The organism is Amycolatopsis sp. NPDC041971 (genome assembly GCF_055588925.1).
Genome location: NZ_JBVJCE010000020.1, coordinates 123,350 through 143,980, shown reverse-complemented (window position 1 = coordinate 143,980; position 20,631 = coordinate 123,350). Strand labels below are relative to the sequence as shown.

The following is a 20,631-nucleotide window of genomic DNA, read 5'->3' as shown; positions in this document are numbered from 1 at the left end:
AACGCAACCACGACGGAACACCTCAAACGCCCCCCAGGCAACGAAGTACCCAACACCCGACGAAACACCACCCGGCACACCACCAGTCACCGACAAACTCCGGATCAAGAAGCCGCCGTGAGGCATTACCGATTCCCGGCAACGCAGTCACGGCAGACTACCAACCAAAGCAGTCGGCCGCCGTCACCGAATCCCGGCAACAGCGGCCGACTCAAAAACGCCCGCCTCACAGCACATCCCGGACGACCATCCGTTCCGAGGCGCGCTCGATGGCCGCCTCCACCGCGCCGACCCGGTCCGCCAGGAGGCCCATCGCGCCGACTGCGCGGCTCATCGGGTCTTCGTCGTCCCCGCCCAGCGCCTGCGCCCGCAGGTAGGCCGCCTTCACCGCCGCCCACCGTTGCGCCTCCGAGTCGCTGAGGCGTCCGCGGAGTTCGGCCAGTTTGAGCAGGTTGGCTTCGGCGCCGGAGGTCAGCGTCTGGGCCTCGCCCGCGTAGTGGTCGTCGATCAGCGCTTCGAGTTCGGCGTCGTTCATCGCGGGCACGATCCGGCCGGCGAGTTTGTTCATGTTCCGGTACGAGCCCTGTAGCTGGAACGGCGGTTCGACCCGCGACGCGTCCGCCTGCGCCGCCGAAGCGATGTAGGCCTGGTTGTTCTTCAGGATGATCCGCTGCACCTTGATCAGTTTCCGCAGCACGGCGAGGATCTGCTCCAGCTCGGTCGCCGAGTACGCGTGTTTCAGCTGATCCGCCCGCACCGAGCCGTCGCCGCGCGCGAGGCGCACGAGAACGTCCACATCGGACCGTTCGCGCGAGACCAGCGGGGCCAGGACGGTGTTCGCGGTGAGCGAGTTCTCGATGTAGCTCAGCGCGAACAGGTCTTCCTTGCCCGACAGTACATCGCCGAGGTTCCACACGTCCGCGCGGTTGGCGAGCATGTCCGGGATCCGGAACCGTTTGCCCTGCTCGGTGTACGGGTTGCCGGCCATGCAGACCGCGAACCGCTTGCCCCGCAGGTCATAGGTCCGCGTCCGGCCCTCCCACACGCCTTCCATCCGCCGTTGCGCGTCGCACAGCGAGATGAACTTCTGCAGCAGTTCCGGCGACGTGTGCTGGATATCGTCCAGATACAACAGCACGTTGTTGCCCTGCTCCAGCGCGAACGAGATCTTCTCGACCTCTTGCCGCGCGGTCGCGTTGGGCGCGTCCGCCGGATCCACCGACGTGACGTCGTGCCCGAGTGCCGGTCCGTTCACCTTGACGAACACCAGCCCGAGGCGGCTCGCGACGTACTCCATGAGGGTCGTCTTGCCGTAGCCGGGCGGTGAAATGAGCAGCAGCAGACCGGACTGGTCGGTACGCCGCGCGTCGCCGGTCGCGCCGAGTTGCTTGGCGAGGTTGTCGCCGATCAACGGCAGATAGACCTCGTCGAGCAACCTGTTGCGCACGAAGGCGCTCATCACCTTCGGCTTGTATTCCGTCAGCCGTAGCCTGTCGCGTTCGGCCGCCACCAGGTCGTTGCGCAGCCGCTGGTACGCCCGGAAACCCGGCACCCGGTCACGCCGGAACCGGAGCGTCCTGGCCAGGGTCTCGTCCAGCCGCAGGGTCAGTGACCGGTTGACGATCCGCGGATGCGAGCCGAGCAGACCGTCCACAGTGGCCGAAAGCTCCGCCGAGGAATCGTAGCGGGGCAGGTCGGCCAGTTCGATCGCGACGGCCTCCGCCAGTTCGTCGCCGGGCAGGCCAGAAGAGTCCACAAAGGACGCGAGCCAGGCTTCGGCGAGCTGGTAGCGGTCGGCGAGGTCTTCGAGGGCACGCAGGTCTTCGGCGAAGCTGCGGCGGTCGAGCCGGAACTTGTCGAGCAGCGTCCGCGCCCCACCGCTGGTGACGAACCCCGGGGAACCGTCGGCCAGTTCCTCGAACAGGTAATCGCCGGCGAGTTCGAGCTCCAGCGTCAGCCCGGACGACGTGGCGAACGCCGTCATCGCCTCGGCGAGCTCCCGCGCCAGCGCGTCGATCGCCGTGGTGTGCCCGAACGCTTCCCGCACCCGTGCGAGTGACGCGGCGCGTGTCGTCCACGCGGACTTCGCCGCCTCTTCGGCGCCGAAAGCCCAGAACAACTGAGCGGACGCCCTCGCGGCGGGCGGATATCGCAGCAGCCCGGCGGCGGACCGGAGGCGCAACAACACCGACAGGATCGCGGCGGCGTCGTGGTCGTGCACGCCACGCGCGTAACCCTCGTCGTAGCGGTCTCCGGCGACGCGCCGGACGACCTCCAACAGGTCGGCCTCCTGCAGGTCCGGCTTTTCGGCCAGGATCGACGTCGCCAGATACTCCGCGCGATAGACCTCAGGCGACTCCGAGACCAGCAGCTGGTCCCAGTACGGCCGCGTCGCTTCGAACGATTCGTCGCGCACCGGCGAGCGGTAGTCGGTCCCGGTGATCGCGAACTTCATCCCGCCGTCGTGCGGCACCAGGGTGAGGTCGATGTCCTGCGTGTTGACCGCGAAGGTGTTGCGGCCGAGGCGGATCGTTTCCCCGCCCTCGCCGTAGAGGTCGAGCCTGTCGCGCAGCGCGCGGCCCGCCTCCTGCCGGGCGGCTTTGACCCTGCCTTCGAGTTCCTCAGCGCGCACCTGGTCGCCGAGGTCGCGCAGTTCGGTGACCACGCTGCGCAGCTTCGAGACCATCGGGTCGGAGGCGAAGTAGGTGTTGATCTCGTCGACCGAACCGAGTGTGCCGACCCGTCGGGTCACGCTCGAGAGGATCCGCTCGGCCGAGTCGACCAGCCTGTCCGCGCGACGTGCCCGCTCGTCGAGCAGCGCCTGTTTGCGTGAGGAGAACGCCTCGTAGACGTCGGTGCGCTTCTCGCCGAGCGACGCGAGGAAGTCGTCGAACTCGCCGAACCGCGATTCGAGGTTTTCCAGCTGCAGCAGCAGCCTGCCGAGCTGCTCGTCGCAGCGGTCCGGAGTGTCCGCGACCGCGAGCCCGCCGGTGATCGCCTGCGCGAGCAGCGCGAACTCGGCGGCGAACTCCGCCCGGCCCTCGGTCTCCAGCAGCTCCTTGCGCCGGGCTTCGAGGGTGGCCCGCGCCCGGTTGACCGCGCCGATGACCTCGCCGACGCGTTCGAGGATCTTCGTTCGCACCACGGCGTCCGCGATCTCCAGCCCGCCGACGACGTCGGTGAGGACCTCGAGTCCGCCGGACTGCTCGTCCAGCTGTTCGGCGACCGGGACCGCCTCGGCGACGGTGGAGATCGCGCCCGCGGCCTCGATCAGCCTGTCGACCTCGGCGTGGTAGCTCGTGAACGCGTCCTCACCCTGCAGGAACCGGACGGCGCGCTGCGCGGCCTCGCCGAAATTTCCGTCGAGATCGGCGATCAGCTTGTCGACCCGATCCGTGTCGACATACCGCAGTTCCCGCACGGTGACCAGATGGCCTCGCGCACGATGCATTTCGGCGAGCCTGCGCACCCACGCGTCGGCCGCGTTAAGCGCCTCGCCCCGCACCTTCCGCACGAGCGAAGCGGTTTCCGCGGCGGCTTCCTCGACGGCCTCGGCTGCCTGCGAAGTGAGCGCGGTGACCGTCTCGAACTCGTCGAGCACCTGTTCCGCGGTGACCCGGACGTCCGACAACGGTGACCGGAGATCGCCTAGTTCGGCCTCTCCGAGCCAGTGGTAGTGGTCGAAGACCCGCGCGCACGCGGCGATCAGTGCCTCGAACACCGCTGCGGAAGGCGCCATCTCGCCGACCATCCGGCCGATCGAAAGACAGTCGGAGATCCCGCGGACCAGATCGGCGTTGCCGATCCGCTCCAGCGGCCCGGTCCCGGCCGGCTGCGACGCGGCGTAGGTGTCGGACTGGAACGGCGTCCGCCACACCTGCATCGGGTGCACGCGGCTCGGCTCCTCGGACAACGCGCGGAACAGCACCATCGTGCCGTCGTCGAACAGCGAGTACCCGTGGCACGGGATCGGGTTCGAGACCTCTTTGCGGATCACGTTGTACGGCAGGAGAAGCGAGCGTCCGTCGGCGCGGGCGTGGAAGACGTAGAGTACGTCCTCCCCGTTGGGCGAGCGGATCACGCGCTCGAATTCGAGACCGTCCACAGTGGTGTCGAACGTCTTGCTGACACCCGTGTCGAGGTAGTAGCCGCCGGGGAAGATGATCCCGTGGTCCTCGGGCAGCCGCTGGCACGCCTGCCCGATCCCGTCGAGGCGCACGACGTCGCGCGTGCGGGTGTTGAACACCAGGTACCGGTGGACGGTCTCCTTGTACGGCAGCACCCGCAACAGGATCAGCGGGCCGATCCTGGCGTAGGACACCTCGGCGTCGGCGAGGCTCTGCAGCGGCTCGTCGACCACCTCGGCGTAGACGCCCTCGCCGGTTTCGGTGTTGTTCTCGACCTTGATCGTCAGGTTGCCGCCGACGGTCTCGACGAACACCTCGTCCTCGATCGAGATGTGCGGATGCCGCCCGAGAACGTGCTGTTCGCGGCTGGTCTCGACCCATTCGAAGTCGTGCGACGGCGGGAAGACGTGGTCGCGCTCACCCCGATTGTCCACATAGGACACCGTGCCGTCGGCGGAGATACCCCAGCGCAGCACCCGGATGTCCTCGGTCCGCGGACCGATCTGGAACACCGCGAGGAGTTTGCCCTCGACCCGCCGCAACTGCAGGAGCTTCGCCTGCCGGTAGTACCGGTAAAGCTCGGCGAAGTCACGGACGAACTGCTCGTCGCGCAGCAGCTCCGGCAGCTCTTCGGCGGGCACGTCGTCGAAGCGGAACGCCAGTTCGTCATGACTGAAGCCGTGCAGCGAGAAGACGTCGTCGACCGTCGTCTCGGGCTTGAGACCGATGAAAACGTTGTAGCCGAACAACATTCGCCCGCCGACCGACACGACGTCCCGCGGCACGCAGTTGTTCGCGGTGCGGATCCGCTCCGTGCCGATCAGCGCGAGCTGCGCGCTGCCGAAGACCCCGAGCCGCGCCTTGTTGAGCTCGTCCGCGCGTTTCGCCAGTTCGGCGGCCTGTGCGGCGAGCCGGGCGCGGAGCACCTCATAGGTGCCCGCGTCCAGCTGCTCCGTTCCTGCCGCCGGTTCGGTCGTCGTCACTGCTTCGCGGGGGCGAGGGTGGCGACGGACTTGTCAGCCAGGCCGAGCCGCTGCGCCATGGCCAGCAGTTCCTGCAGCTTGCCGCTGTCCGGGCCGCCCGCCTGCAACTGTTTGGCCAGGAAGGCCGACAGCGTCAGGTTCTTCACGTCGTCGGTGCTCACCGAGCCGACCAGTTTCGTCAGGTCGTCGGTGAAGCTGCCCGAACCGTCGAGCCACGACTTCCCGAGGGTCTGGACGACGTCCGAGTGCTCGACGAAGCCGTCCACGCTCTTGCCGAGCCCGATCGAGCCGATGACCTTCTCGAAGAACATCGTCTCGCCGCCGACGATGTCGATGTCGGCCTTTTCCAGCCCGATGCCGAGGACCGTGGCCTGCGCCTCGGCGACCTCGCGCTGCACGGTGAGCGCGGCGAGCCGGATCTCCTTCTCGGCCTCCAGGCGCAGGCGGTACTCCTCGTGCTGGCGGCTGGCGGTGTCGAGCGCGGCCATCGCGGCGGCCTTCTCGGTGAGACCTTCGGCCTCGCCCTTGAGCTTGTCGCGCATCCCGTCGGCGAGCACGATCGCCTTCTCGCGTTCGACGATCGCCTCGGCCCGGCCGACCTTCTCCAGCGCGTCGGCGTCGCGTTCCCTGACCTGCGCCGCGGCCAGCCCGATGGCGGCCTCCTCGGCCTGGATGCCTTCGGCCAGGCGGATCCTCGCCCGGGTGTCCAGTTCGGCGGCCTGCTGGCGCGCTTCGGCCAGCGTCAGTTCCTCGCGGGCCTTGTGCTTCGAGGCCACCTCGGCGGCCTCCGCGGCCTTGATGTCCTTGACGAGGCTTTCCTGCGCCTCCGCCTCGGCCCGGATGATGATGGCCGAGCGCTGACGCTCCGCCTCTTCGACGACGCGGAGCTTCTTGATGTTCTCTTCCTGCTCCGCCACGGTCTTCTCGACCGCGATCCGCTCGCGGATCACCTCGGCGATGGACCGCTTCTCGGTCTCGACTTCCTTGTCCTTGGCGATCCGGGACAGTTCGGTCTCGCGTTCGCGGCCGATGACCTCAAGCAGCCGGTCCTTCTCGATGCGCTCGCTCTCGATCGCGATGACCCGCTCGCGGTTCTTGCCCGCGACCTCGATCTCACGCTGCTGATTCTGGTGCTGGATGCCGAGCTGCTCGTCGGTGCGCAGTCCCGCGGCCTGCGACTTGAGCCGCTCCTCCGCCTGCACCTTGGCGATCTCGGCCTCTTCACGCGCCCGCATGGTCTCGACCTCGCGGTTCTGCTTGATCTCCGCGTCGGCCTGCCGCCGCTCCAGTTCGAGGATCGCCTCGCGGGCGTCCACGTTCTGGCGAGTGATCTCTTTTTCCTCGCTGCGGCGGAACTCGTTGGTGCGCACGTGCTCGATCGCGGTCAGCTCGGTGATCTTGCGGATGCCCTGCGCGTCGAGGATGTTCGCCGAGTCGAGCTGCGCCATCGGCGTCTGCTCGAGGTAGTCGATGGCCGCGTCTTCGAGGCTGTACCCGTTGAGGTCGGTGCCGATGACGCGGATGATCTGGTCGCGGAACTCGTGGCGTTTGGTGTAGAGATCCACGAAGTCGAGCTGCTTGCCGACGGTTTTCAACGCCTCGGAGAACTTGGCGTTGAACAACTCCTGCAGGGTCGCCTCGTCGCTCGCGCGTTCGGTGCCGATGGCCTGTGCGACCTTGATCACGTCCTCGACGGTCTTGTTGACCCGCACGAAGAACGAGATCCGGATGTCGGCGCGGATGTTGTCCCGGCAGATCAGGCCCTCGCGGCCGGTTCGGGTGATCTCCATCGCTTTGACCGAGGTGTCCATGATCTCGGCCTTGTGCAGCACCGGCAGGACGACCGCACCGGTGAACGTCACGTCGACGCGGCGGACCTTCGAGATGATCAGCGCCTTACCCTGCGGCACCTTCTTGAACAACCTGGTGATCGTGAAGAGCAAGACCAGGAGGATGACAACTATCACGGCGATCAGAACGCCGGCCCCCACGCTGATGGCACCCATAGTGTTCCTTTTCTGCTTCAGATGTCCAAGGACTCGACCCAGAAGAACTCGCCTTCGGAGTCGTAGTCATAGAGAACTACGCGGCTTCCCGCCGTGAGGTTGCCTTCACCCGCCTGCCGAACGTCCACAATGGCCGTGGACCCGTCCGCGGCGGCGGCTTCGGCCTGGCCGAAGTCGTGGGTGACCGACGAGGTGCGGATGACCGCGACCCGGCCGATGAAGTCCCTCCTGCTCGGTTCCTTCGCGGGACCGAACACCCGGCGCAGTGGCACCACGATCACCCTCGTCCCGAGTGTGCCGAGGACGAGCGCGACGGCGAGCACGCCGGCCCCGAGCCCGATCCTCGATGGTGTCGAAAGCTCAAGGTCATCGAGGAGAACCGTCCCTGCCAGGCTGGCGAACCAGGTGAATGCGATCAGTAAGGAGAGCGAAATGGACAGCGGGACCCCGCCGAAGCCCGCCAAGAACCCGTCGCCGCCGTCGAAATCGACGGCGTCGTCGACGCCGAAGGCGCCGAGCAGGGCCAGCAGCCAATAGCCGATCACCACGATCAGCAGGAAGCTGAAGAGCACGGCCGGAAACCCCAGAGCCGCGGTGACGAACCCGCCCATCGCCGTCGTTCCCTCCCCATTACCCCGGGTCAGGACTATAACCAGCGCGTGACACCCGGCGGGCCGTTTTCGGCTACGAGTGGGTCACGGTGTGCGGAAGCGTGCGGCGGGGAGGGTTACCCCGACCGGCGGCCACGAAGCCATCCGGTTGGACCTGTCGCCCCGCCGGAGCGCGCCCTACTCTCCAGTATTGAGAGTGACACAGGACACACCACGGTCTTGGGAGGCTCCATGGGGTGGCACGTTCGCGAAACGATCGACGAGGATCGACGCGAACGGCGAATCCGCCACGTCACCCGATGTCTGAGTTGCACGCTCACTTGCGTCCATTGTGGACTTCCCGCGCGATTCTCCGTGCCTGTCGGACATCCCGGCCTCGGCGTGGTCGAGCACCTCCCCGGCGTGACCACCCCCGGCCTCCCGGATCTGGCTCTGCTGCACCGATTCTGCCGGGACAATCTCGCCGCGGAGCCGGGTATCGCGCTCAGGCGTGCCTATCTCGGCCTGGCGACCGAACTCTTCGAAACGGGGCGGCGGATCCGTCGTCACCACCGGCTCGGCGTGCATCCGCCACGACCGGGACATCTCGAGGCCTACCGAAAACGGTGGCGAGTGGCCAAAATGCGGTACGCCTGCAAGGCGTGCCGGTACTACACCGGCTCTCACTGAGCCGATTCTCCCCCGGAGGACTCGTGCTCGTTCGTCTCATTCCCGGTCTGCTCATCACGGTCGTCGGACTCGCCTTCGCCGCCCGCCGCGCACTCTGGCTCGCTGAACTGATCCGGTCCGGTCAGCCGGACGACAAACGCTCGGACGTCATGGCCGTCCGCGCGAAAACACATCTGGCCGAGGTCTTCGGGCAGCGCAAACTGCTGAAGTGGTCCGTCCCCGGGCTAGCGCATCTGTTCACGTTCTGGGGTTTCGTGATTCTCGGCTCCGTCTACGTCGAGGCGTACGGCGCCCTGTTCGACCACGACTTCCACCTCCCGCTCATCGGGCACTGGGCGGTTCTGGGTTTCCTCCAGGATTTCATCGCGGTCGCGGTGCTCGTCTCGCTGGCGGTGTTCGCGGTCATCCGGATCCGCCAAGCCCCCGAACGGAAAGATCGCGCGTCGCGCTTCTTCGGCTCGCACACCGGTGGCGCCTGGCTGATCCTGTTCATGATCTTCAACGTGGTCTGGACGATGTTCCTCTTCCGCGGCGCGTCGGCCGCGGTCGGCGTCTTCCCGTACGAGTCGGGCGCGTGGGTTTCCCTCGGCGTGGGTGAACTTCTGGCGCCACTCGGCCCCGCGGTCACCGAACCGCTGGAGACCGTCGGGCTGCTGCTGCACATCGGCGTGATGCTCGCGTTCCTGTCGATCGTGCTCTACTCCAAGCACCTGCACATCTTCCTCGCGCCGGTCAACGTGACCGCCAAACGCCTCCCGGACGCGCTCGGCCCGCTGCTGCCGATGGAGTCCGGTGGCAAGCCGATCGACTTCGAGGATCCGGGCGAGGACGACACGTTCGGCCGCGGCAAGATCGAGGACTTCACCTGGAAGGGCATGCTCGACTTCGCCACCTGCACCGAATGCGGCCGCTGTCAGTCGCAGTGCCCGGCGTGGAACACCGGGAAACCCTTGTCCCCCAAGCTGTTGATCATGGACCTGCGTGACCACCTCTTCGAGAAGGCGCCGTACATCCTGGACGGCAAGGAAGCGCCTGAAGAACGTCCCCTGGTCGGCACCAAGGAGGACTTCGGCGTCATCGATCCGGATGTCCTCTGGTCCTGCACCACCTGCGGCGCGTGCGTCGAACAGTGCCCGGTCGACATCGAGCACGTCGACCACGTCGTGGACATGCGCCGCTACCAGGTGATGATCGAGTCGGCCTTCCCGAGCGAACTCGGCGTGCTGTTCAAGAACCTCGAAACCAAGGGAAACCCCTGGGGTCAGAACAACTCGGACCGCCTCGCCTGGACGAAGGACCTTGGCTTCGAAGTGCCGATCTTCGACGGTGAACTCGCCGAAGACGTCGAGTACGTCTACTGGGTCGGTTGCGCGGGCGCTTTCGACGACAACGCCCGCAAGACCGTCCGCGCCACCGCGGAACTCCTGCATCTCGCCGGGGTGAAGTACACGATCCTCGGCACCGGCGAAACCTGCACCGGCGATCCGGCCCGCCGCTCCGGCAACGAGTTCCTCTTTCAGATGCTCGCACAGCAGACCGTCGAGACCCTGAACGCGGTGTTCGAAGGCCGCGAACCGGGTACGCGCAAGATCGTCACCACCTGCCCGCACTGTCTCAACACACTCGGCCGCGAGTACCCGCAGCTGGACGGGCACTACGAGGTCCTGCACCACACGCAACTGCTGAACCGGCTCGTCCGCGCGGGCAAGCTCACCCCGGTCAAACCGGTCGATGCCGGCCCGGTGACCTACCACGACCCGTGTTATCTCGGCCGCCACAACAAGGTCTACGAGCCGCCGCGCGAGCTCGTCGGCGCGACCGGCGCCACGCTTAGCGAGATGCCCCGGCACGCCGACCGCTCGCTCTGCTGCGGCGCCGGCGGCGCGCGGATGTGGATGGAGGAGCAGATCGGCAAACGCATCAACCTCGAACGCGTCGACGAGGCGCTCGGCACGGACGCCGAGACCATCGTCACCGGCTGCCCGTTCTGCCGCGTGATGCTGAACGACGGCCTCGTCCAGCGGCAGAGTGAACAGCGTGGCGAGAACGTCACCGTGCGCGACGTCTCCCAGCTCCTGCTGGAGTCCGTGCGGGAGCGGGACCGGACGCGGGTTCAGCCCGAGATTTAAGGCACACGTGAGTTGGAAGTTCGGCGCACCGAACTCTAAACTCGCGGAATGGCGAATCTGCGCAAGACCGTGTGCGCGCTGGCGGCGTCGGCGCTCGTCCTGTCCGCTTGCGGCGGCCCCGCCGACGGCACGGACGACAAGCGGCCCGTCGTACTGACCACATTCACGGTCTTGGCGGACATCGCCTCGAACGTCGCGGGCGACAAGCTCCGGGTCGAGTCGATCACCAAACCCGGGGCCGAAATCCACGGCTACGAACCCACTCCGGACGACATCAAGAAGGCCGCGAAGGCCGACTTGATCCTCGACAACGGGCTGAATCTGGAGGCGTGGTTCGCCCGGTTCGTCAAGGAGAGCGACGCGCCGCACAAGGTGGTCAGCGAGGGCGTCCAGCCCATCGCCATCGGCGAAGACGCCTATCAGGGAAAGCCGAACCCGCACGCGTGGATGTCTCCGACGAATGTGGGGATCTACGTGGACAACATGGTGAAGGCGTTCAGCGGGCTCTCCTCCGGCGACGCCGCCGTGTTCAAGGCGAACGGCGACGCCTACAAGGCGAAACTGAAGGAAGTGCGGGACGAGATGACGGGTGCGCTGAGCGGCCTGCCGCAGAACGAACGAGCGCTGGTCACCTGCGAAGGCGCCTTCTCCTACCTCGCGCGCGACACCGGCCTCACCGAGCGGTACATCTGGCCGGTCAACGCCGAACAGCAGGCCACGCCACAGCAGATCACCCGCGCGATCGAATTCGTCAAGCAGAACAAGGTTCCCGCGGTGTTCTGCGAGTCGACCGTCTCGGACGCCCCGATGCGGCAGGTCGTCTCCGCGACCGGTGCCGCGTTCGGCGGCGTCCTCTACGTGGATTCCCTGTCCGGCCCCGAAGGCCCGGTGCCGACCTACCTCGACCTCATCCGCCACGACTCGAAGACGATCGTCGCCGCCCTCACCGGAGCGAAGCCGTGACGGCCGCGATCCGCGTCGAAGGCGTCACGGTCCACTACGGCGACGTCCTCGCCCTCGACGGTGTCGACGTCACGCTCGAACACGGTCACGTCTGCGGGCTGGTCGGGATGAACGGCTCCGGCAAGTCGACGCTGTTCAAGACCGTCATGGGCATGGTCCGGCCGGACACCGGCACGGTGTCGATCGACGGTGTCGACCCCGCCCGCGCCCGCAAGACCGGCGTGATCGGCTACGTGCCGCAGAGCGAGGACGTCGACTGGTCGTTCCCGCTGTCCGTGCGGGATGTCGTGATGACCGGCCGCTACGGGCGGCTCGGCTTCACCCGCCGGCCGCGCCGCGCCGACCACGAAGCCGTCGACCACGCGCTGGAGCGGGTCGAACTGACCGAACTCGCCGGACGGCAGATCGGCCGGTTGTCCGGCGGGCAGCGCAAACGCGCGTTCGTCGCCCGCGGCATCGCCCAAGACGCCCGTGTCCTGCTGCTGGACGAGCCGTTCGCCGGCGTGGACAAACGGTCCGAAGCCACGATCACCCGGCTGCTCAAGGAACTCGCGGCCGACGGCGCCGCCGTCCTGATCTCCACGCACGACCTGCACGCGCTGCCCGGCCTCGCCGACGAGGCGATCCTGCTGATGCGCAAGGTGCTCGCGCACGGCTCCCCCGGCGAGGTGCTCCGGCCCGAAAACCTCGCGCTGGCCTTCGGACTCGATGTCCTGCAACGGGAAGAAGAACCCGCGTGAGTCTGTACGACCTGTTCCTCGAACCGCTGAGCTATGACTTCATGGTGCGGGCGCTGGCGTCCACGGTCATCGCGTCCGCCGTCTGCGCGGTCCTCTCCTGCTGGCTGGTGCTGATCGGCTGGTCACTGATGGGCGACGCGGTTTCGCACGCCGTGCTGCCCGGCGTCGTACTCGCCTACGTCCTCGGCGCGCCCTTCGCGCTGGGCGCCGTCGTCTTCGGCTTCCTCGCCGTGGCATTGATCGGCGTCGTCCGTGACACCAGCCGGGTCAAGGAGGACGCCGCGATCGGCATCGTGTTCACCACGTTGTTCGCGCTCGGGCTCGTGCTGATCTCGGTGACGCCGAGCCAGACCGACCTGAACCACATCATCTTCGGCAACCTGCTCGGCGTCGACACCTCGGACCTCATCCAAATCGGTGTCCTCGGCGCCATCACGCTCACCCTGCTGGTGCTCAAACGCCGTGACTTCACCTTGTACGCCTTCGATCCCACGCACGCGCACGCCATCGGGCTGAACCCTCGGGTGCTCGGCGCCGCGCTGCTCGGGCTGCTCGCGCTGACCGCGGTGGTGGCGTTGCAGGTGGTCGGCGTGATCCTGGTGGTGGCGATGTTGATCATCCCCGGCGCGACGGCGTACCTGCTGACCGACCGATTCGGCCGCATGCTCGTGATCGCGCCGTCGTTCTCGGTGCTCGCCGCGGTGACCGGCCTGTACCTGAGCTACCACCTCGACACCGCGTCCGGCGGGATGATCGTGCTGGTGCAGGGCGCCGGGTTCACGCTGGTGTACCTGTTCGGGCCGCGGCACGGGATCGTCGGGAAGCGGCTGGCCAAGCGCAGGCGGGAAGCGGCACTCCGGTAACCGGACAATCACCCCGCGCTCTGTGTCTCTCGTGACATGGGTCGGTACCCAGCCTTAGGTTAGGCTCCCCTCATGTCTACGGAAGACGCGCTGCTCACCGGCCATGACCTGGTGCTCGCGCACCAAGAGCGGGCCGTGGTGGACGGCGTGTCGCTGTCGCTGCGCGCCGGCACCGTGACCGCGCTGGTGGGGCCGAACGGGTCCGGGAAGTCGACGCTCCTGCGTTCGCTGGCGCGGCTGCACAAGCCTCGCGAGGGCAGCGTCCGTCTCGGGGGACGCACCGTCTGGGGCGGGAACGCGTTGTCCGGTAAGGAGTTCGCCCGCCGGGTCACGTTGCTGACCCAGCATCGGCCCACTCCGAGCGGGGTCTCGGTGCGCGACGTCGTCGCCTACGGCCGGTATCCGTACCGGTCGGGCTGGCGCGGGGTCGACATCGACGGCGCCGCCGCGATCCGCCGCGCGATGGAACTGACCGGCGTGACCCCGATGGCCGAACGCGGCGTCGACGAACTGTCCGGCGGCGAACTCCAGCGGGTCTGGCTCGCGTCCTGTCTCGCCCAGCAGACCTCCGTACTGCTGCTCGACGAGCCCACCAACCATCTCGATCTGCGCTATCAGGTCGAGATCCTCGACGTCGTCCGCGATCTGGCCAACGAAGGCGTCGCGGTCGGTGTGGTGCTGCACGATCTCGACCACGCGGCGATCATCGCCGACGAGGTCGTGCTGCTGAGTGAGGGAACCATCGTGGCCACGGGTGACATCGGGCAGGTGCTCACCTCCGAGCACCTTTCCCGGGCCTACGGCGTCACCGTCCACGTCGCGAACGACCCGGTGACGGGCGCGATCCACTGCAGGCCACTCGGGCGGCATTCGCCCAGGCCCGCCTGAGAAATCCAGGAAGAACCATGCGTTTGCCAATCCCTGCCGTCCTCGTCGCGGCGACGGCCCTGTTGCTGTCCGCCTGCGGCACCACCGAGAACACCGCGGCCGCGCCGAGCGAGTCCGCCGCCGCGAGCGGACCGGTCACGGTGACCGACGCCCGCGGAAAGGCCGTCACCCTCAAAGCCCCCGCCAAGCGCGTCGTCGCGCTCGAGTGGGGCGAGGCCGAGATGGTCGCGTCGCTCGGTGTCATGCCGGTCGGCGCCGCGGACGTCGCGGGCTACAACGTGTGGGACAAGGCCGCTCCGCTGACCGCCGAGGTCAAGGACGTCGGCAAGCGCAACGAGCCCAGTGTCGACGCGATCGTCGGCTTGAACCCCGACGTCGTCATCATGGCCGAGGAGCGCGACTCGACGCTGGTGCCGCAGATCGAGAAGTACGTGCCGGTCGTGGTCACCAAGTCGAGCGATGCCGGCCGCAACTTCGACCGCCTGCGCGAGGACTTCAAGCTGATCGCGAAGACGGTCGGCAAGGAGGCCGAGGCGGACGAGCAACTGTCCGAAATGGACGCGAAACTCGCCGAGGGCAAGAAGGCCGTCGAGGCCAAGGGCGCCGCGGGCACCCCGTTCCTGATGGCCGACGGCTACCTCGAAGGCAGCACCGTCAGCATCCGCCCGTTCGGCAAGGGCTCGCTGGTCTCCGACACGGCCGAGGCCGTCGGCTTGAAGAACGCCTGGACCGGCAAGGTCGACCCGCAGTGGGGTCTCGGCCAGACCGACGTCGAGGGCCTGACCGCGCTCACCGACCCGAAGACCGTGCTGTTCTACAGCGCGGCCGAAGAGGACGTCTTCACCACCGGACTCGCGCAGAACGCCGTCTACCAGCGGCTGCCGTTCGTGGTGTCGAAGAAGATCCACAAGCTGGAGGCCGGAACGTGGACCTTCGGCGGGCCGAAGTCGATCATCATGAGCGCCGATCAGATCGTGAAGGCCATCACCGCCTGATGACCACCAAGGTCCGAGGTACTTCCCCCCGCCGAGGACTCGTCGAAACGGTGCGGGCGCCGCAGACGATCCGCACCGCGGTGGTGTCGGCGGGACTGGTGGTGCTCATCGTCGTCCTCGCCGGCATCCACTTGACCCAGGGCACCTCCACGTCCGGTCCGCTGGACGTGGTGAAGGCGATCTTCGGTCAGGGCGACGCGCAAACCCTCGCGGTACTCGAGGGTTCGCGCGTCCCCCGGCTGCTCGCGGCGTTGCTGCTCGGGGTCGCGCTCGGCGTCGCGGGCGCGGGAATGCAGTCCGTGGCACGGAACCCGCTCGCCTCGCCCGACACGCTCGCGGTCAACGCGGGCGCGCATCTGGCCGTGGTGGTCATTTCCGCGTTCGGGCTTTCGCTGCCGCTCGTCCCGGTCGGTGGGGCGGCGTTCGCGGGCGGGCTCGTCGCGGCCGTCATCGTGCTGGGCCTCGCGGGCGGCGGTTCGGCGAGTCCGCGGCTGGTGCTGGTGGGCTCGGCGGTGTTGCTGGCCCTGCACTCGGTGACCATCCTGCTGCTGCTCCTGTTCGAAGAAGAGACGTCCGGGCTGTTCGCCTGGGGCAGTGGCTCGCTCACCGTTTCCGATCTGCGCGCGACCGCCCAGATGACGCCGATCGTGGTGATCGCCGTGGTGGCGCTCATCGTGATGGGCCGCAAACTCGACGTCCTCGCCCTCGGCGACGACAACGCGACCTTGCTCGGCCTGCGGGTCCGCCGGACCAGGGTCGGGGCGGTCGTGCTGACCGTCGCGCTGACCGCGGCGGCGGTGACCGTCGCCGGACCGGTCGGGTTCGTCGGATTGAGCGCGCCGGTGATCACGCGGCTGCTGCTGCCGATCGCCAAACACCGCGCGCTGCTGCCGGTCTCCGGGCTGGTCGGCGTGGTGACGGTGCTCGGCGCCGACGTCGCCCTGCGGGCGATCATGGGTTCGGCCGCCGCCGTGCGGGTGCCGACCGGTGTGGTGACCACGATCGTCGGCGCCGTCGTGATGGTGTGGCTGGCGCGGCGCGGGCGGGGCAGCGGCTCGCGCCGTCCGGCTCCGGCCGGGCGGGTCGGGGTCGCCGGCTCGACCCGGCGGCTCGTGGCCATTTCCGTCGTGCTGGTGGCGCTGCTGGCCGCCATCCCGGTAGCGGGCCTGATGCTGGGCGACCGGATGGTGTTGCTCGGCGATCTCGCGAACTGGGTCACCGGCGACACCGGGACCGCCTTGACTTTCGTGCTGGATCAACGACTTCCGCGGGTGCTGGCCGCGCTGCTCGCCGGCGCCGCGCTGGCGGTGTCGGGCTGCGGGATCCAGTCGGTCAGCCGCAACCCGCTCGCCGAACCCGGATTGCTCGGCATCACCGCGGGTGCCGGGCTCGGCGCGATCACGCTGATCACCGTCGTCCCCGCCGTCGGCGCCTGGTCGATCGCCGGTGCCGCCGGTCTCGGCGCGGCCGTGGTCTTCCTGCTGGTCTACGGGCTGGCTTGGCGTTCGGGGCTCGATTCGGACCGGCTGGTGATCATCGGCATCGCGGTCTGGTCGGCCGGGATGGCGCTGATCAACCTGCTGATCGTGGTCTCCGACCCGTGGAACTCGGCCAAGGCGCTGACCTGGCTTTCGGGGTCGACCTACGGCCGCACGCTGGAACAGGTCGCGCCCGTGGCGCTGGCGCTGCTCGCGCTGACGCCGTTGTTGTGGATCAAGCACCGCGAACTGGACCTGCACGCCCTCGACGAGGACACCCCGCGCGTCCTCGGGATGCGCGTCGAGCGGTCACGGCTGGTGGTGCTGGCCGCCTCCGGGATCCTGGCTGCCACCGCGGTGTCCGCGATCGGCGTGGTCGTGTTCGTCGGGCTGGTCGCGCCGCATCTGGCGCGTTCGCTGGTCGGCGGACGGCACGGCCGGGTGATCCCGGTGGCCGCGGCGCTCGGGGCGCTGCTGGTGAGCGTCGCGGACACCCTCGGGCGGACGGTCATCGCCCCCGCCCAGATCCCGGCGGGCCTGGTCATCGCGATGGTCGGGACGCCGTACTTCGTGCTGGTGCTCTGGCGGACCCGGCCGTAGAAGGCCGTAGAAGTCCGTGAAGGCCTCCTTGAGGGACCCTGAGTCCCTCAAGGAGGCCTTCACGGAACTACAGGGTCTTCTGGAGGTGGGTGGCCAGCAGCTTGGTGAAGCGGGCGGGGTCGCCCAGTTCACCGCCTTCGGCCAGCAGAGCCATGCCGTAGAGCAGTTCGGCGGTCTCGGCGAGCCCGTCGTTCTCACCCTGCGACGCGAAGGCGTCCCGGAGCCCGGAGACCAGCGGGTGACCGGGGTTGAGTTCCAGGATCCGCTTGATCTGCGGCATTTCCTGGCCCATCGCGCGGTACATCTTCTCCAGCGTCGGGGTGACGTCGTTCGTGTCACCGACGATGCAGGCGGGCGACGTCGTCAGCCGCGACGAGAGCCGCACCTCCTTGACCTGCTCGGAGAGGGTCGTCGTGAGCCAGGTCAGGAGTCCGGAGAACTCCTCCTTCTGCTCGTCGGTGGTGTCGGAGTCGAGTTCGACCTCGCCCTTCGCGACCGACTGGAACTGCTTCTCCTCGTAGCCCGGAACCGCGTCGACCCACATCTCGTCGATCGGGTCGGTGAGCACGAGCACCTCGTACCCCTTGGCCCGGAAGGCTTCCAGATGCGGGGAGTTCTCGATGCTCTGCCGCGACTCACCGGTCAGGTAGTAGATGTGCTCCTGGCCGTCCTTCATCCGCTCGACGTACTCGCGCAGCGACGTCGGTTTCTCCGGGTCGTCGGTCGACGCGAAAGAGCAGATGTCGAGGATCGCGGTCCGGTTCTCGTGGTCGTCCAGCAGGCCCTCCTTGACGGCGCGGCCGAACTCCTTCCAGAACGTCTCGTACTTGTAGGGGTTCTCGTCGGCCATCATGGTCTTGACCGTCGAGAGGACCTTCTTCACCAGGCGACGGCGGATCAGCTGGATCTGCCGGTCCTGCTGCAGGATCTCGCGCGAGACGTTGAGCGAGAGGTCCTGCGCGTCGACGACGCCCTTCACGAAGCGCAGGTACTCCGGCATCAGCGCTTCGCAGTCGTCCATGATGAAGACGCGCTTCACGTACAGCTGGACACCGCGTTTGCGCTCACGCATGAACAGGTCGAGCGGCGCGTGCCCCGGCAGGAACAGCAGCGCCTGATACTCGAAGGTGCCCTCGGCCTGGAGCCGGATCGTCTCCAGCGGGTCGTTCCAGTCGTGCGCGACGTGCTTGTAGAACTCGTTGTACTCGTCTTCGGTGACATCGCTGGAGGAGCGGGCCCACAGCGCCTTCATCGAGTTGACCGTGGCGACCTCTTCGCCCTCGGTCATCCGGATCGGCCAGGTGATGAAATCCGAGTACTTCTTGACGATCTGCTTGATCTTCGTGGCGGAGGTGTAGTCGAAGAGCTGGTCTTCGGCGTCCTCGGGTTTGAGGTGCAGGACGACCGACGTGCCCTGCGGCAGGTCCGGGACCGTCTCGATGGTGTACGTGCCTTCGCCCTCGGACTCCCATCGGACACCCTCGTCCGACCCCGCCCGGCGCGTCAGCAGCGTGACCTTGTCGGCCACCATGAAGCTGGCGTAGAACCCGATGCCGAATTGGCCGATCAGGTCCTGCGAAGCTGCGGAATCCTTGGTCCCCTTCAGCTTTTTCAGGAATTCGGCGGTGCCGGACTTCGCGATCGTGCCGATCAGCGCCACGACGTCGTCCCGGCTCATCCCGATTCCGTTGTCCCGCACGGTCAAAGTGCGGTTTTCGGGGTCGGTCTCGATCTCGATGTGGAGATCGTCGGTGTCCGCCTGGAGGTCCTTGTCACGGAACGCTTCGAGGCGGAGTTTGTCCAGTGCGTCGGAGGCGTTGGACACCAGTTCCCGGAGGAAGGTGTCCTTGTTCGAGTAGATCGAGTGGATCATCAGCTGGAGCAGCTGACGTGCCTCCGACTGGAACTCGAGTGTTTCGGCAGAGGTTGTCACGCGGCGATATTACCGAGTGCGGGACCGGGTCAAGCCAGCCTCTGCTTGGCCACCTCGGTCAGCCCGTCACCGGTGGCCTGTTCGATCGTCGTGACGGCGGAGCGGCCGGTGGTCTCGACCGTGGCGATCACGTTGCCGAAATGCGGTCCCGACGTCTTCCGCCAGTCGAGTGGCAGGGGTTCGACGCCGCCCCGCGTCGCCCATCGGCGCGCGACCGTGGCCAGCGAGTCCGACCAGGTGGCGGCGAACGCGAGCCGGAGCGGCCGCGGCATCGCGTTGTGCACCGGCGAGCAGGTGAGCTGGTACACCGCCGACGTCACCGGCTCCGGGTACCGCGCCTCGGCGATGTAAGCGTGATGGACGTCGCCGGAGAGCATCGCGATGGTGGCGGGCGGATCTTCCCGGCGCCCCTCGCGCGCGATCATCGCGGCGAGCCGGTCGAACGACTCGCGGAACGCCGCCCAGTGCTCGAGGTCGCACGCCTGCCGGATCTTCTCCGCGAGCCGTCCCCGCCACCCTGGACGGTTGCAGGCCCGCTCGTTGAGGGACTGCAGGTGGGAGATGACCGGCGGCAGCAGCCACGGCAGCGAGGACCCGATGAGCAGGTGGTCGCAGGCGTCGGCGGAGTTGGCGGCGTTGTCCTCGATCCAGTCGAACTCGTCGTCGTCCACCATGGACCGGGCGCCGCCCGCGAGGATCCGGCCCGCCCGGCTGTCGATGACCAGCAACCGCACGCCGCCGAAGTCGCGGCGGTAACTCCATCGCGCGCCCTTGGTGCCGTCGCGATCGTCGTCGGCCTCGTCGGCGAACGCGACGAGCAGGTCGGCGTTGTCACGGCCGGACGTGACGGCCTTCTGGAACGTCGGGTCCTCGGCGAGTTCGGCGGGGCCGAGATTCCCGAGATGCTGGTAGACCCAGTACGACATGATCGCCCCACGCAGGCGCTCCTGCCACCACGGGTGCGCACGCATCTCCTGCCGCCAGGTGTGGGAGGTGTTCCAGTCGTCGCGGACGTCGTGGTCGTCGAAGATCATCGACGTCGGCACGGTGGAGAGCAGCCAGCGGATCGTCGGCTCGCCCCAGGCTTCGAGGTAGAGGTGGGTGTACTCCTCGAAATCGGTCACCTCCGTGCCCGGCGGTTTCGATGTGTCGCGACGCCGGGAGAGCCATTCCTGCGTTTCGTCGGTGGTTTCGTCGGCGTAGACCTGGTCGCCCAGCATCAGCAACGCCTGCGGCCATTCGCTTTCGTCGCCGTCGGCCATCCGGCGGGCGTACGCGGCCAGCGCGTCCGGGCCGAAGGTGTCACCGTCGTGCGGTTTGCGGCAGGAGCCGAACACGAGCCGGACCCGGGACTCGTTCGCGGGCAGCGTCCGAATGCGACTGGGCGGGAACTCGGAATCCTCCAGCGGCCACACCTTCTCGCCGTCCACGCGCACGTCGTACTCGTGGCACGAGCCGGGTTCGAGGCCGGTCAGCACCAGCAGCGCGTAGTGGTGACCCTTGATCTCGAACGTCCTCGCGGTCGTGCCGAGGACTTCGACCTCACTCGCGGTGGTGGTCTCGACCCACACCGTCGCCGAAGTTTCGTCGACGTGGCGCAGCAGCGGACCCAGGAGCAGACTCATTCCTGAAACGGTGCCACAGCG

At 67.8% G+C, this 20,631-nt stretch carries 13 protein-coding genes; 8 read left to right on the top strand and 5 right to left on the bottom strand.

Annotation, left to right across the window (positions count from 1 at the left end):
* Positions 1-226: 226 nt before the first annotated feature.
* The 3 genes from ACZ6DT_RS32810 to ACZ6DT_RS32800 form a co-directional block, all read right to left on the bottom strand.
* Positions 227-5,110 carry a DNA repair ATPase gene (locus tag ACZ6DT_RS32810; RefSeq protein ID WP_465602575.1) on the bottom strand — a complete coding sequence of 1,628 codons (4,884 nt, stop codon included), beginning with the start codon at positions 5,108-5,110 and terminating at the stop codon, positions 227-229.
* Positions 5,107-7,053 carry a flotillin family protein gene (locus ACZ6DT_RS32805; protein WP_465602573.1) on the bottom strand — a complete coding sequence of 649 codons (1,947 nt, stop codon included), beginning with the start codon at positions 7,051-7,053 and terminating at the stop codon, positions 5,107-5,109. Before ACZ6DT_RS32805 ends, ACZ6DT_RS32810 begins: the two co-directional genes overlap by 4 nt.
* 80 nt (positions 7,054-7,133) lie before the next feature.
* Positions 7,134-7,727 (bottom strand): hypothetical protein, encoded by a 594-nt coding sequence (locus tag ACZ6DT_RS32800; RefSeq protein ID WP_465602571.1) that lies wholly within the window; start codon positions 7,725-7,727, stop codon positions 7,134-7,136.
* A 354-nt stretch (positions 7,728-8,081) separates the two neighbouring features.
* Between ACZ6DT_RS32800 and ACZ6DT_RS32795 the strand changes: the two genes are divergently transcribed.
* The 8 genes from ACZ6DT_RS32795 to ACZ6DT_RS32760 all read left to right on the top strand — a co-directional run bounded on the left by ACZ6DT_RS32795 (position 8,082) and on the right by ACZ6DT_RS32760 (position 17,052).
* On the top strand, positions 8,082-8,396 hold the full coding sequence (locus tag ACZ6DT_RS32795; protein ID WP_465602570.1) for a hypothetical protein: 315 nt from the start codon (positions 8,082-8,084) through the stop codon (positions 8,394-8,396).
* 23 nt (positions 8,397-8,419) lie between these two features.
* The gene (locus tag ACZ6DT_RS32790) at positions 8,420-10,525 is read left to right on the top strand and encodes a (Fe-S)-binding protein (protein WP_465602568.1); all 2,106 of its coding nucleotides are present in this window, start codon (positions 8,420-8,422) and stop codon (positions 10,523-10,525) included.
* Between the two features lie 48 nt (positions 10,526-10,573).
* Positions 10,574-11,488 carry a metal ABC transporter substrate-binding protein gene (locus tag ACZ6DT_RS32785; protein ID WP_465602566.1) on the top strand — a complete coding sequence of 305 codons (915 nt, stop codon included), beginning with the start codon at positions 10,574-10,576 and terminating at the stop codon, positions 11,486-11,488.
* Positions 11,485-12,228 carry a metal ABC transporter ATP-binding protein gene (locus ACZ6DT_RS32780; protein ID WP_465602564.1) on the top strand — a complete coding sequence of 248 codons (744 nt, stop codon included), beginning with the start codon at positions 11,485-11,487 and terminating at the stop codon, positions 12,226-12,228. The genes ACZ6DT_RS32785 and ACZ6DT_RS32780 overlap by 4 nt, the downstream gene beginning before the upstream one ends.
* The gene (locus ACZ6DT_RS32775) at positions 12,225-13,091 is read left to right on the top strand and encodes a metal ABC transporter permease (RefSeq protein ID WP_465602562.1); all 867 of its coding nucleotides are present in this window, start codon (positions 12,225-12,227) and stop codon (positions 13,089-13,091) included. The genes ACZ6DT_RS32780 and ACZ6DT_RS32775 overlap by 4 nt, the downstream gene beginning before the upstream one ends.
* A gap of 72 nt (positions 13,092-13,163) precedes the next feature.
* Entirely contained in the window at positions 13,164-13,979 is an 816-nt protein-coding gene (locus ACZ6DT_RS32770) for an ABC transporter ATP-binding protein (protein ID WP_465602560.1), read from the top strand.
* A 17-nt stretch (positions 13,980-13,996) separates the two neighbouring features.
* Complete coding sequence (locus tag ACZ6DT_RS32765; protein WP_465602558.1) at positions 13,997-14,974, top strand: ABC transporter substrate-binding protein; 978 nt, start codon at positions 13,997-13,999, stop codon at positions 14,972-14,974.
* Entirely contained in the window at positions 14,974-17,052 is a 2,079-nt protein-coding gene (locus ACZ6DT_RS32760; RefSeq protein ID WP_465602557.1) for an iron ABC transporter permease, read from the top strand. Before ACZ6DT_RS32765 ends, ACZ6DT_RS32760 begins: the two co-directional genes overlap by 1 nt.
* Before the next feature lie 67 nt (positions 17,053-17,119).
* On the opposite strand, the gene htpG is transcribed toward ACZ6DT_RS32760, so the two are convergent.
* Positions 17,120-18,985: a molecular chaperone HtpG gene (htpG, locus tag ACZ6DT_RS32755; protein ID WP_465602555.1), complete on the bottom strand. Its 1,866-nt coding sequence runs from the start codon at positions 18,983-18,985 to the stop codon at positions 17,120-17,122.
* A gap of 29 nt (positions 18,986-19,014) precedes the next feature.
* Positions 19,015-20,610, bottom strand: coding sequence for an alkaline phosphatase D family protein (locus ACZ6DT_RS32750; protein WP_465602553.1), 1,596 nt, complete (start codon positions 20,608-20,610; stop codon positions 19,015-19,017).
* Positions 20,611-20,631: the final 21 nt, after the last annotated feature.

Excerpts from the sequence above, each read along its gene's own strand:
- ACZ6DT_RS32800 (WP_465602571.1), bottom strand. The coding sequence starts at position 7,727 with ATGGGCGGGTTCGTCACCGCGGCTCTGGGGTTTCCGGCCGTGCTCTTC.
- ACZ6DT_RS32785 (WP_465602566.1), top strand. The coding sequence starts at position 10,574 with ATGGCGAATCTGCGCAAGACCGTGTGCGCGCTGGCGGCGTCGGCGCTC.
- ACZ6DT_RS32770 (WP_465602560.1), top strand. The coding sequence starts at position 13,164 with ATGTCTACGGAAGACGCGCTGCTCACCGGCCATGACCTGGTGCTCGCG.
- ACZ6DT_RS32765 (WP_465602558.1), top strand. The coding sequence starts at position 13,997 with ATGCGTTTGCCAATCCCTGCCGTCCTCGTCGCGGCGACGGCCCTGTTG.
- ACZ6DT_RS32760 (WP_465602557.1), top strand. The coding sequence starts at position 14,974 with ATGACCACCAAGGTCCGAGGTACTTCCCCCCGCCGAGGACTCGTCGAA.
- ACZ6DT_RS32750 (WP_465602553.1), bottom strand. The coding sequence starts at position 20,610 with ATGAGTCTGCTCCTGGGTCCGCTGCTGCGCCACGTCGACGAAACTTCG.